Here is a 13,541-nt window from a genome sequence, read left to right as displayed (position 1 = left end):
GGGGTTTGTTTTCTTGCGTACCTCACCGCGATTTTCAATCCGCCACTTTGGTTTTCTACCCATCTAACAAAGAAACAAATGAAATATTAACTTTAATTTTTCACCTGTTTCCTAAATACAAAAGCAACTAACTGTAGTCATTTCCTCCAACTAGTTGCTTTTTATCTTCATTAAATAATATTTAACTCACGCATAATTTTAGCAAGACCGTCCTCATCTACATGATCTGCAATATGAGTAGCAATAGCCTTCACTCTGTCATGTCCATTCCCCATCGCCACACCTGTTCCAACAGCCTGTAGCATTTCTATATCGTTGATACCATCTCCAAAAGCAATTGCATCATTTAGTGTCAGTCCCATTTTCTCAAGGATTTTTTCAATGCCAGCAGCCTTTGAGCCTCCCTTTGGTAAAATATCACAAGAATAGCGATGCCAGCGTACAAACTGGACATTTGGAAACGTTTCACAATATAAAGGTTCATCTTTTTCTTCCATAAAAATAAGTGTTTGATACACCGCATTATGCATATAATAAGTTGAGTCTAAATTTGGATACGGGTATTTTAATGTATTTAAGCTTTCTGCCACCATATCGTTATTTCCAACAGATGCAATCATTCGCTTGTCATCTAAAAATACTACAGGTTCATTTCGCGCTTCACCAAAGGCAATGATTTTGGCTAGTTCATCTTTCTCAATACCGTTTGTATAGACAACCTCACCACGATAAACAACATATTGCCCATTAAAGGTCACATACGTATTAATATCTAGTTCTTCTAGTAAGGATTGAATCATAAAAGGTGCACGCCCAGTTGCAATGGCTAGCTCATACCCTTTACTACGAGCTTCAAAAAGTGCTTCTTTCGCAGAAGCAGGTAATATTTTTTCACTATTATAAAGTGTACCATCTACATCAAAAAATAAAATTTTCTTCATCTTATAGTCCCTCTCATTATGTATTATTCTGCAAAGGTTAATGACTTTACACAGGTGATTTTTTTTGTTATAATGATCCTAAGGAGTGATGTGCCATGATGAAGAAACTCAAACGCAAATTGTTGAAGCAACTTCGCGGCATACTCGGAAAAAAATCAATTGCCTAACATTTGCCCTTCATTATTTGAAGGGCTTTTCTTTATTTTAGAGTAACTGCGTGATAATATAAAGGAAATGCATTTATTTGGCTATGTGCAACCACTGTCTCATTGCTTCTTATCAAATACGCCTTGGTGTACTTACGTCCAGATTTTGAATTGTATCAACATAATTGATTCCTTTCAAAATCCGCGACATCTACCAGAGGCTTTAGGCCAGCAGATGTCTTTTGCGTGAAAGCGAAGCGTCAGCAGCACGTGTTTTTTGCGCGAAAGCGAAGCGTCAGCAGGCATAATGTTGGTCACTCAGGTATTTTCACAAGATGTGAAGTTCTTAGCCTGAGTTCATCTTTCTCAGCTATTATTTTGACATCCACTGTCTTCTGCGGTTGATGATTGGCTTTAAAGCCGCAAAATACATTTGCTGAACGAAGATAAATAGTGCAATTTTGAAACACTGAGATACAAGAAATCCAAACGCCTATTTCATTTTCAGTATACTAGAAATTCGCTATTTTTTCTTGTAGTACGTGTGTGGTATTAGTCAAAGGTGCAATAAAAATGTACGCAATAAAGGAGAGCAAACTATGATTTACAAAGTTTATTATCAAGAAAATGCTATTGAGATTCCAGTTCGCGAAAACACTAAAAGTCTATACCTTGAAGCTGCTTCAGAGCGCGAAGTACGTGAAAAGCTAAAAGACCGAAACTATAATATTGAGTTCGTTCAACTGCTTGAAGGTAACTATTTAACTTACGAACAAGCAAGTCCGAACTTCATCTTGGAGGAAATTTAACAAACATGAAGTTTGTTAAAAATGACCAAGCAGCTGTTTTCGCGCTCGGCGGACTGGGCGAAATCGGCAAAAATACTTACGGCGTTCAATTTCAAGATGAAATTATCTTAATTGATGCCGGCATCAAATTTCCAGAAGACGACTTACTCGGCATTGACTATGTTATTCCAGATTATACGTATTTAGTACGTAACGTCGACAAAATTAAAGGCTTATTTATTACACACGGACACGAGGATCATATTGGTGGTATTCCATACTTACTACGCCAAGTGAATGTTCCTGTCTACGGTGGTAAGCTTGCACTAGGTTTATTGCGCAATAAATTAGAAGAGCATGGACTGTTACGTACAACAAAACTTATCGAAATTAAAGAAGAAGATGTGATTAAGTTTAGAAAAACATCTGTCAGCTTCTTTAGAACAACACATAGTATTCCAGATGCTTACGGAATTGTTGTAAAAACACCACCTGGTAACATTGTGCACACAGGTGACTTTAAATTTGACTTTACACCAGTAGGCGAACCAGCAAACTTAACAAAAATGGCTGAAATCGGCCGTGACGGAGTACTTTGCTTACTTTCAGATAGTACAAATGCTGAAAAACCAAACTTTACAATGTCTGAACGTACAGTTGGAAAAAGTATTGATGAAATCTTCCGTAAGGTTGATAGTCGCATTATTTTTGCAACATTTGCGTCAAATATTCACCGTTTACAACAAGCAACAGATGCTGCAATAAAATACGGACGAAAAATCGCTGTCTTCGGCCGTTCAATGGATAATGCCATTACAATCGGTCGTGAACTTGGCTATATTAATGCACCTAAGGATACATTTATTGATGCCCAAAGCATTAATCGTCTTCCTGCCAATGAAGTAATGATATTATGTACAGGCTCTCAAGGTGAACCGATGGCAGCCCTTTCTCGTATTGCCAATGGTACACATCGTCAAATCCAAATCCAGCCTGGTGACACAGTTATCTTCTCTTCTTCACCAGTACCAGGAAATACGGTAAGTGTAAACAAGATCATCAACTTACTGTTCCGTGCTGGTGCAGAAGTTATTCATGGTGCACTAAATAATATCCATACTTCTGGTCACGGCTCTCAGGAAGAACAAAAATTGATGCTGCGCTTAATGAAGCCTAAATTCTTTATGCCGATTCACGGTGAATTCCGTATGTTAAAAATGCATACTCATCTAGCAGAAGATTGTGATGTTCCACTTGAAAATACATTCGTTATGGGGAATGGTGACGTCCTAGCATTAAGTGCGAATGAAGCACATGTGGCAGGTCGTATTCCTTCAGGAGACGTTTATATTGACGGTAATGGTATTGGAGATATCGGCAATATCGTGCTTCGTGATCGACGCATTCTTTCTGAAGAAGGTTTAGTTATCGTTGTTGTAAGTGTTGATATGGAAAATCAAAAAATTGTTTCCGGCCCTGACATTATTTCACGAGGCTTTGTTTACATGCGTGAGTCAGGTACGATGATTAATGAAGCACAAAAAATGCTAAATCGTCATCTAAATGAAACTATCCAAGGCAAAACTCCTCAATGGACTGAACTGAAAAATGAAATTACTGACGTGTTAGGACCCTATCTATTCGAAAAAACAAAACGTCGACCTATGATTTTACCGATTATAATGGAGGTTTAACCTCACTAAAAAAAACTACGCAAAGTTTGCGTAGTTTTTTATTTTCAATTTTTTGAAACCTCCTTGCTTCTTTTTCGTATATAGTAATAACAACTCTAAAAATCATCTCAGTAATACAACCAGTAGACATACTTAGCATTCAGTTAATCGAAATGATTTAGAGTAGTACATTCAGTAAGATACCGTTTTTTAGGAAATGGCTGCCTGAGTGGAAATCTTATTCATATTGTGGTGCTACTAGAAGCACTGCTATCACTTCTAATCACCTAGACTATTACATAATTTCCGCTAACACTTCAAATTTTTCGTACGACATTTAATCTCAATAAAAAAAAGGATCGTTCACCTTTTAGAGTGAGCAATCCTGTTCTTATGCCTAAATCTTAAAGTATTTAGCTAGTACATAAGCAACCCATTTATAATCCGACTGTAAGCGTATGTTTTCAATTAAACCTTTTAGAATTGGTTTGCTATAGGTTAGATTTTCAACTTGATATTTTAATAATTCAAGAGACTCGCGTTCAATAGACTCCTCTAAACCATTTAGATATTGTTCGATTAATTCTAGCAAATATTCCTGGGAAACTTCTTCATCACAAGGTTTTGCTGTTAATTGAACAAGCTCTTCAGTAATAAAGGGAATCGTTGTATGCCTTGCTATAATATCCGTCTTTTCCGCTAAAGATTTAGCCAATTGATCTAAGTCTAGTGGTATATCGGAAAAAATAAAAAGTTCTGCATAGCTCTTCATAAATCCTTTAATACAATACATGACATCATACTTTGTATTTCGGAGTTCATCCTGATATAGCTGCTCAAGCATATAAAGGATTGACTTCGACATATCGGCATCATAGGCACTTATTTTCTGAAACAATTCTTTTTTAGTTAAAAGGACTTTTTCATTAAAAAAAACTCGAGCAGATGCAGAGTGGTTTTTAAATGCTTGAAAAATACTTTTGTAAAACTCAACTAATATAACATCTTTACTAAGTGAACCTCTGACTACTTGGTCAATGTCAGTAACAAACTGCTGTAGATAGTACTCTACCATCGAAAATAGAAGTTCATCTTTTGTTTTAAAAGATAAATAAAATGCACCTTTTGAAATTCCACACCTTTCTGTAATTTGCTGTACAGATGTAGATTCAAAGCCTTGTTCAGAAAATAGCTCTAATGCTTTCTCCATAATTAGTTGCTTTTTTAGCATACTTTTAATTCTCTCCTAATGTATTTCGTTGACAAATGACCGATTAGTCATTATTATAAATAACTGAATCTAGTAAGTCAATAAAGGGTAGGTGTGAAAGTGAAAGGTTTAGTTAATTTCGTTTTGAAAAACAAATTAGCAGTGTGGTTATTAACAATTATCATCACTGTCTCGGGTATTTATTCAGGTACAAGAATGAAAATGGAATCGATACCTGATATTTCTATACCATACTTAATAGTTATGGGTGTTTATCCTGGCGCAACACCTGAACAGGTCATGAATGAGCTTTCCATTCCATTTGAAAAGTCAATAGAGAGCTTAGAAGATGTAAAGGCTGTTTACTCAAATTCCTCTTCAAACGTAGCACAAGTTCAAGTTGAATACGACTACGGAATTGACATGGATGAGAAAAAGCGCCAATTAGAGTCCGCTTTAGATAATGTAAAACTACCTGAGGGTGCTGAAAAGCCGACAATTATGGCAATTAGCATGAATATGATGCCTGTCGTAGCTTTATCAGTAAGTAGCTCTAAGGAAGATATTGTTGAATTAACGTCAACAGTAGAAGATATTTTACTTCCTAAAATCGAAAAAATTGATGGGGTTGCTTCTGCAACACTCACTGGTCAGCACATTAACCAGGTTTCATTTAAATATGATGAAGCGAAAATGGCTGCGCTTGGTTTAACAGAGGAATCTGTCAAGCAAATGATTCAAGCAAGTGATATGTCACTTTCACTTGGATTATATGAATTTACTGCTGGCGAACAGGCTGTTTCAGTAGACGGTAAAGTTACATCCGTAGATGAATTAAAAGACCTATTAATCCCAGTAACGCCTTCAGCTACAAATCCATCACCATTCGTTCGCTTAGGTGATATTGCGAAAATTGAAGTAGAAGGTAAAGTACAATCTGTGTCACGTACAAATGGCAAAGATGCGATTGCGATTCAAATTGTTAAAGGTCAAGATGCCAATACAGTAACTGTCGTAAATGCGGTTAAAGACCTAATTAAAGACGAAGAAAAATCTATAGCCGGTTTAAAAGTAGATATCTCACTTGACCAAGGTGCTCCGATTGAAGATTCAGTCTTCACAATGATTGAAAAAGCCGTATTCGGTGGCGCAATTGCCGTATTAATTATTTTACTATTCCTACGTGATTTCAAATCGACAATTATTTCGATTATTTCTATCCCAGTTTCAGTATTTATGGCATTACTACTATTAAACTGGATGGATATCACATTAAACATTATGACCCTCGGTGCGATAACCGTTGCCATTGGTCGTGTAATTGATGACTCCATTGTAGTTGTTGAAAACATTTATCGACGTATCCATTTAAAAGAAGAAAAATTAACAGGTCGTGCCCTTATTCGGGAAGCGACTATCGAAATGTTCAAACCAATATTTTCTTCAACATTAGTAACTGTAGCAGTATTCGCTCCACTAATTTTCGTAGGCGGTATGGTTGGAGAATTATTCATGCCGTTCGCGTTAACCATGACATTTGCTCTAGGTGCTTCATTAATAGTAGCGATTACAATAGTTCCAGCTTTATCTCACTTCCTATTCCGTAAAAAAATATACGGTGAGAAAAAAGAAAGTCAGCATAAAGAAGTTGGTAAACTTGCTACTTGGTATAGAGGTGTACTAGAAAAAGCATTAAATCATAAAATTATTACATCTGCAATTGCGATTGTAATGCTTGTTGGTTCACTTGCTTTAACACCACTTATCGGCTTCAGTTTCATGGGCTCTCAAGAAGAAAAGGTTATGTACTTAACTTATTCACCAGCTACAGGTGAGCTAATGAAAGATACAGAAGCAAATGTGGCAAAAGTAGAAAAAGAATTAATGAAACGCAAAGACGTTGATATTTTACAAGTCTCTATCAATGATCCTAAAAATGTTGATCCTTCTGCAATAATGATGGGTGGCGGCGGTGGCGGCGCCTTAATGTACCTCATTTTTGATCCTGATATGAAGGACTTCCCTAAAGCACGTGAAGAAGTAGAAGACTATATATTTAACATCGGTCAATCAGGAGAATGGAAAACTCAAGACTTCTCAGCTATGTCTATGTCTTCAAATGAAGTAAGCTACACATTATATAGCGAGGACTTAGATAAGCTTCGTAAAGCAGTGAAGCAAGTAGAAGGCGCATTAAAAGAAGTTGATGGTCTAGAAGACATTAAGTCTGATAATGAAGATCCATATGTTGAACATACCTTAAAAGTAGATCAGAAAAATGTTCTACAATATGGTTTAACGACGGCTCAAATCGTCATGGCATTGAATTCAAACACTTCATCAGAAGTTTTAACATCAGTCAAGTATGACGGTGAAGATATTGATGTCATTGTACAGCATGAAGCAAAGGCAGCAGCATTATCTCTTGATGATGTATTAGCTACTGAAATCAAAACAGCCTTAGGTACAACAATGACAATTGGCGAATTAGTAGATGTAGAAGAAGGCACTACACTTAACACATTATCTCGCTCTAAAGGTGAATATTTCGCAACAGTGTCTGGTACGATTATCGGCGACGATATTTCAAAAGCAACTTCTGCTGCTGATAAAAAGATCGATAAATTAGATTTACCTAAAGGTGTAACGACTGGCGTAGCTGGTGTGGCTGCAGATATGCAAGAAACATTTACAAAGCTTGGAATTGCTATGTTAGCTGCAATTGCTATCGTTTACTTCATCCTAGTAGTAACATTTGGTGAAGGGTTAGCACCATTCGCTATTCTGTTCTCACTACCATTCGCAGTAATTGGTGCATTTGTCGGCTTGTTCGTCACAGGTCAAACCATTTCTGTTTCTGTTATGATGGGACTATTAATGCTCATTGGTATCGTTGTGACTAATGCCATCGTATTAGTAGACCGTATTATCCATATGGAACGTGACGGACTCGCTATGCGAGAGGCCATTTTAGAAGCAGGTGCAACTCGTTTACGCCCAATTCTAATGACAGCCATAGCCACAATCGGTGCGATGGTTCCAATGGCACTCGGCGGTGGTGGCAGTGGTCTAATTTCAAAAGACCTAGCGATTACAGTAATCGGTGGTTTACTATCTTCAACACTATTAACATTAGTAGTTGTACCAATCGTATATGAAATGTTATCTAAAATGTTAAAGAAAAACCGAAAAGATATTGAAGAAGATTAATAAATACATGTAAAAAAGGGCTCTCCTTTACAGGAGCGCCCTTTTTCTATGTTTTGATATCATCACCATAGCGTGGGTTGTACGACTGGGCGCTTTGTTGCTGTCGCTTCGCTTTCGCACAGATAAAACATTGTTGCTGCCGCTACGCTTTCGCACAGAGCAGAGCTTCCTGGGGGCATTAGGCTAACACGATGTTAGTCACGAAGACGTTATCACAGGACGTGATGGTTTTAGCCTTCGTTCCTCTATTGCTGATCCCAAGGAGTCACCAGTCACCGCTTCAATCAACTGATTAACATGGCATACGTTTAAACAAAATATCATCTCAAACATTCGATAATGAACACTCATTTTTAATGTAAATTCATGAAAAATAAAATCATCTGAATATATCACCTATCATTTGAGTAAACCTTTTTAACAATATAAATCCCCTAATAGTGCTTGCATTAATGTTCATTATCTCGCTTAAGCCTTAAAATATCCCCTCTCAAACTCTAATTGCAAAAAAGCAGGGCTTATAACCAATTCTCGATACAATAGACTTTTTTGGCCGTTGCATCTAATCTCACCTGTTTTCCTATAGCAATTGGATGCATCGGATGTGTATGACATATATCAAATTCTGCTAAGATTGGGATATCGATGCCGTCTAACTGTTCAAGCAGAACTTCATATGGTATACGCCCTGTTTCTAAGTCATCATAACATTCATGCTTACCTAAAATAATGCCACTTATTTTTTCAAATACTCCGTGTAATTTCAGCATCGCAAAATTTTTCTCAACGATAGCTGTATTTTTACCGCAATCTTCAATTAATAAGATATCTCCATTTTTAATATTCGGAAAATAAGGTGTACCAATGAATCCATACATAGCATTTACATTGCCGCCAATTAACCTACCTTCAGCAACTCCTTCTCGAACCGTCACCCATTCATTCTTATATAACTTTTTTTCTACCGTTTTTTCTAGCCAATTGACAGGTTCATCTGACCAATAAGTAGGCATCGGAATTTCGTAAGGTAATGCTTGTGATTTAAAGAAGTAGTTCTCGAAGAATTGATATGTATCATTAACTAATGGCTCAAACTCACCAAAGGAAGGAACTAAAGCTGGACCATAGAAAGTTGTAATTCCCGTTTTTGCGTAAAGTGCAAGTAAAATTGTCGTTGCATCAGAATAACCAACAACGATTTTTGGATTGTTTTGAAACGCCTCATAGTCGATATACGGCAGCACACTATTTGAATTTGTACCACCGATTGTCGACATTATGATGTGGACGTTTGGATTTCGTAGTAATTCATTTAATTCTTCAGCACGCTCTTTTGGAGTGCCAGAGCGATAAATATCAGATTTACCAGTTAGACCTCCTTCAATTAAGTTTATATTTCTTTGTTCAAGAAAAGCTTTTGCACGCTTATATCGGGAAAGTGCACTGACAGATGCTGGCGATGATGGTGAAAAAATACCAATATTTATACTACTACTGTTTCTTATTGGATTCATACAAACACTCCTTTTGAATTACAATAATTTCGACATGTAATATTCGTCCATGTATTCCCCATCAACATATAAGGAATGTCTTTTAGTCCCCTCAATTTCAAATCCCATTTTTTCGTATAATGCTACCCCTGCAGTGTTGTTTGCCATTACTGATGAGGTGAAATCTCGAGCAAATATTTCTGGATTAACTAGTTCATCATCCTCGACAAATAAAATACTATTTGATAAATCAGGCATATACGGTGTACCTTGAAGTAGATTTAACGTACATAAATTTCCGCCATATAATTGTCCACTTGCTTTTCCGTCAGAATACACCTTCCAGCTAGCTGCTTCAAAATGACGATTATGCTGATCTAAATACCATGCATCATCACTCCAAACGCTTGATGCTTTAATCGTATATGGTGTATTGTTCATTAAACATTGTTGAAAATATATTAGCTGATAGTCTTGTGCCTGTTCCATACGAAAGCTAGAAAAATGAGGACCTGAATACGTTATAAATCCACATTTTTTTGTAATAGCTGTTGCTGAAGCTGTGATATCACTGAAACCACAAAATATTTTTGGATTATTTGCAATCATGTCGTAATCCAAATAGGGTAATACCTCATTACAGTTAAAACCACCGATGACTGTTAATACAGCCTTTACATTCTCATCGTGAAAGGCATCATGAATGTCAGCAACTCGATGCTCAATCGATGTTGAATTTTGAAGATCACATTCAAAAATATGACGCCCATAGGATACCGTAAAGCCTAACTCTCCAAGCTTTTTCTTTGTTTGTTCAGCGCCTTCTACTGTAATAATTGCTGCACTACGACTAGGTGCGATAATACGTATCTCATCACCTACTGTTAATTTATTCGGAATACGCAAACTGCTCCTCCCCTAAAAAGTTTTAATTTTTCATCTAGAACTAAAATTTTCTCTATTATTACAAAGCGCCAATGGAAAATCAAATATGAAATTACAATTTTCTCATATCGCGAAATGAAGTTCAATGAATACCATTCAAACGAGGCTGAAACAAAACTGGTCTGAACCTTAAAAACGCGAAAAATAAATTTTAGAAACGTTGATTTCTTTCTTCTACCAGCTTTGTTTGCTGTTTATCAGCGATGTTTGAGATTTTACCGGCGATGTTTGAGGTTTTACCGGCGATGTTTGAGGTTTTACCGGCGATGTTTGTTGTTTATCAGCGATTCTGATACTTTTATCAGCGATGTTCGATGTTTTTTCAGTGATGTCCGGGTTCCGGCTCTTTTCATTCTTCCCACTATAAAAATCCATCAAAAAAGATGCATCGCAAAGTAATTTTGCAATGCATCTTTTTTTGGTTTGGCTAAGCGAATACTTCCGTCTAAGCAATTATGCTAGTACAACTAATACTTAATTATGTTGGCAGCACAGACTCCTAAAAATGATTATTGAGCTTCCTATTCTTCTCTAAGCAAGCAGCGTTAGAACTCAGCTACCTATCTCCTCCTTTTACCAATTAATAGCGTGACTTGTGCCATTGTAAATGGTAATGAAGATTTTTTTCGATACGCTACATACTTTGGCTCCCAAAAATCTGCATATTTTAATTTGAAGTTTTTTAATCCTTTAAAATGGTAGAAGTGCTGCCCATGTAAAAATATTTGTGCTGCAATTTTTTCACTTAAAAAGGAATACCTAGATTGTCCGACATTTGACAATGGCGACATCCCCATATTAAAAACACGATAGCCTTGTGCTTTTGCCCATTCAAATAGCGATAGAAAAATGAAATCCATCGTTCCAGATGGTGCTCCCGGTTTAAAACGCATGAGGTCTACTGAGATTCTTTCGCCATTATCGTACATTGGCATGATACTGGCAAATCCAATAACTTCTTCTGCTCCACGTAAAACGACAATCTTGGAAGTGTTTAAATAGTGTTCATCAAAAAAGCCAAGAGAAAAGCCTTTTTCTGCCCTTCCCTGCAACCATTTCATTGATACTTCTTCCAACTCATTCATTACTTCCTGTGAGTAAGGTGGGCTTATTAATTCCAATGTAAAATTTTCTCGTTCAAATTTATTTTTTATCGCTCGGCTCCCCTTCATCCCCTTACCGACAAGTGTAAATTTTTCTAAATCTACAAAAGCTTCCTCACCAAGCTTAAAAAAACTATAACCATGCTCATGTAGAGAAGAAAAAATTTTATTGTTAATTTCATAAAAGACTGGTGTATAACCATGCTTATCCGCCAATTCCAAAAACTCCTGAATAGCAGATAAAAAATCAGATTCATTCCCTACTGGATCTCCAAGTACAACGATTTTATCAGCATATATTTGATAAGAAAATAAAACTGTACCTTTTTCATTCCAGTGGACAAATTTGTCATGTAAAAAAATCAAGTGTGAATACTCCGTCCCTTTATAGGTCATCAAATGATTTTTGATTGTATCTTCTTGCTCACTAGACAAAAGCTTTTCCATTTTCTTAGGTGCACGGATAAAATAACCTATATAAAAAATGACAATTGCTATTAGGATGCCAATTACAGCACTATAAAATAGATCTCGGTAATCTGTAATGATATAGACCTGTAGAGTAGCTGGAATATGAATTTTGGAAGTAGGTAAGTTCACATAACCAATTAATAAATACATCACTGTAATGATTGTCACTGCAGCAAGGTCAAATAAGACTATTCCCCATGTCAAAACATAACTTTCACGGTAAAATTGTTTTTTTGACGCAATTAACAACCCTGTGACAATCATTAAAAAAATAGCTTCTTCATAGTCAAGGCCCTTAAATATAGAAAACAGAGCGGAACTACTGAGTACAATGATGGTAAGCTGATATGCCCTTTTTACTTTATATTTAATCCCCCTACATAATCCTAAGAGAATAAAGCCTGCTGCAACAGTCATTTGATGAGAGACATTCATGATTGGCGAGGATAAAAATTCCTGAGCTATTTTTAATCGAGTTAAAACACCTGGCACCGACGCAGATAGTAATAACACAATGCCAGAGATAAAAACCAATATTGTTAGCAACATGTGACTAAGCCTCTGGAAAATAACATTTGGCAAGTCATCCCATGATTGATTCCAACGTTTCCAATATTCTTTTATAAATAAGAAAGAGGAAACCAAAAATGGAAGCACAAAGTAACCAACCCGGTACAAAATTAATAGAAACAGCACTTTTTCATCAGCGATTCCTACACTTTGAGTCCCCCACAAAAAAACAAGGTCAAATGAGCCAACTCCACCAGGTATCATACTGACTATTCCCGCACTGGAAGCAATTAAAAATATTGGAATTAATGCGGATAATTCTATCGGTATATTCAAAATAAAAGTTAATATCCAGATAACTAAAAAGACCGCAAACCATTCAGCTACTGAAGTTACTATCAATTGAAGAGCTATCTTTGGATTTAAAGAACTCGTTTTTTTATAGCGAATGATGTGCATAGCAATAAAAACCGGAACATATAAGCTGACAAGAATGACTGCAATCGATAACCACCGTACTTCTTTCAGCAATGGGAAGTCCCAGAAGAATATATACATAATCCAAACTAACAAAGAAATCCCTGTTAAATAAAAGAGTGTTACGGAGGCAATGGTTTTTAACAAGTATTCCTTATCCTCTTTATATTTCGAATAGAAATAATTACGCAGAAATACACCAACTAAACCACCAAAACCAATAAGATTTGAGAAGGTATTCACAATAAATGAATGATTCAGTAAAATACGGTTATTTATTTTGATTCCCAATATTTTCACTAAAATAACATCATAAAAAATCATCGGTGTAATAGCACAGAAGGTGATAAAAAGAATAAATAAGAGCTCCCATATCTGCAATTCATTCACTTCTTTGCGAAGTAAATGAACATCTATCCCACTTATCGTTTGTAGAATTTCATAAATTGCTATTGCTAAAAGTGCTATTGGAAATAGAATTTTCAAAAATTTCAACAATGCCTCTTTTCGAACGTTAAACATGTGCTAAACCTACTCCCCATAAGTTTTGAAATCAATGATATTTTCTGTATTT

The 13,541-nt window shown here is 36.1% G+C and carries 8 protein-coding genes; 3 read left to right on the top strand and 5 right to left on the bottom strand.

All coding sequences use genetic code 11. The annotated features are described in order from the left end of the window. Positions 1–170 precede the first annotated feature (170 nt). Positions 171–941: a Cof-type HAD-IIB family hydrolase gene (locus FJQ98_RS05190; protein WP_053594706.1), complete on the bottom strand. Its 771-nt coding sequence runs from the start codon at positions 939–941 to the stop codon at positions 171–173. A 745-nt stretch (positions 942–1,686) separates the two neighbouring features. Between FJQ98_RS05190 and FJQ98_RS05185 the strand changes: the two genes are divergently transcribed. Then, the gene (locus FJQ98_RS05185) at positions 1,687–1,896 is read left to right on the top strand and encodes a DNA-dependent RNA polymerase subunit epsilon (protein WP_053594707.1); all 210 of its coding nucleotides are present in this window, start codon (positions 1,687–1,689) and stop codon (positions 1,894–1,896) included. A gap of 5 nt (positions 1,897–1,901) precedes the next feature. Continuing rightward, positions 1,902–3,569 (top strand): ribonuclease J1, encoded by a 1,668-nt coding sequence (gene rnjA, locus FJQ98_RS05180; protein WP_053594708.1) that lies wholly within the window; start codon positions 1,902–1,904, stop codon positions 3,567–3,569. Between the two features lie 376 nt (positions 3,570–3,945). Here the strand turns inward: rnjA and FJQ98_RS05175 are convergent, their stop codons facing one another. Continuing rightward, positions 3,946–4,779: a TetR/AcrR family transcriptional regulator gene (locus tag FJQ98_RS05175; RefSeq protein WP_053594709.1), complete on the bottom strand. Its 834-nt coding sequence runs from the start codon at positions 4,777–4,779 to the stop codon at positions 3,946–3,948. 99 nt (positions 4,780–4,878) lie between these two features. Here FJQ98_RS05175 and FJQ98_RS05170 point away from each other — a divergent pair, with 99 nt between their 5' ends. Further along, positions 4,879–7,968, top strand: a complete 3,090-nt coding sequence (locus FJQ98_RS05170; RefSeq protein ID WP_053594710.1) for an efflux RND transporter permease subunit — start codon at positions 4,879–4,881, stop codon at positions 7,966–7,968. A gap of 518 nt (positions 7,969–8,486) precedes the next feature. Here FJQ98_RS05170 and FJQ98_RS05165 read toward each other — a convergent pair. The 3 genes from FJQ98_RS05165 to mprF all read right to left on the bottom strand — a co-directional run bounded on the left by FJQ98_RS05165 (position 8,487) and on the right by mprF (position 13,489). Next, positions 8,487–9,482 (bottom strand): S66 family peptidase, encoded by a 996-nt coding sequence (locus FJQ98_RS05165; protein WP_053594711.1) that lies wholly within the window; start codon positions 9,480–9,482, stop codon positions 8,487–8,489. An 18-nt stretch (positions 9,483–9,500) separates the two neighbouring features. Further along, a complete protein-coding gene (locus tag FJQ98_RS05160; protein WP_082340067.1) occupies positions 9,501–10,367 on the bottom strand; it encodes a S66 family peptidase in 867 nt (288 codons plus the stop codon). A gap of 599 nt (positions 10,368–10,966) precedes the next feature. Beyond that, positions 10,967–13,489: a bifunctional lysylphosphatidylglycerol flippase/synthetase MprF gene (gene mprF, locus FJQ98_RS05155; RefSeq protein WP_053594712.1), complete on the bottom strand. Its 2,523-nt coding sequence runs from the start codon at positions 13,487–13,489 to the stop codon at positions 10,967–10,969. Positions 13,490–13,541: the final 52 nt, after the last annotated feature.

This window comes from Lysinibacillus agricola, from assembly GCF_016638705.1.
Taxonomy (GTDB): Bacteria; Bacillota; Bacilli; order Bacillales_A; family Planococcaceae; genus Lysinibacillus; species Lysinibacillus agricola.
The sequence above is the reverse complement of the archived record's forward strand: the minus strand, read 5'-3'. Positions and strand labels throughout refer to the sequence as shown.

Coding starts and splice junctions, on each gene's coding strand:
- FJQ98_RS05175 (WP_053594709.1), bottom strand. CDS start 4,779: ATGCTAAAAAAGCAACTAATTATGGAGAAAGCATTAGAGCTATTTTCT.
- mprF (WP_053594712.1), bottom strand. CDS start 13,489: ATGTTTAACGTTCGAAAAGAGGCATTGTTGAAATTTTTGAAAATTCTA.
- FJQ98_RS05165 (WP_053594711.1), bottom strand. CDS start 9,482: ATGAATCCAATAAGAAACAGTAGTAGTATAAATATTGGTATTTTTTCA.
- rnjA (WP_053594708.1), top strand. CDS start 1,902: ATGAAGTTTGTTAAAAATGACCAAGCAGCTGTTTTCGCGCTCGGCGGA.
- FJQ98_RS05190 (WP_053594706.1), bottom strand. CDS start 941: ATGAAGAAAATTTTATTTTTTGATGTAGATGGTACACTTTATAATAGT.
- FJQ98_RS05185 (WP_053594707.1), top strand. CDS start 1,687: ATGATTTACAAAGTTTATTATCAAGAAAATGCTATTGAGATTCCAGTT.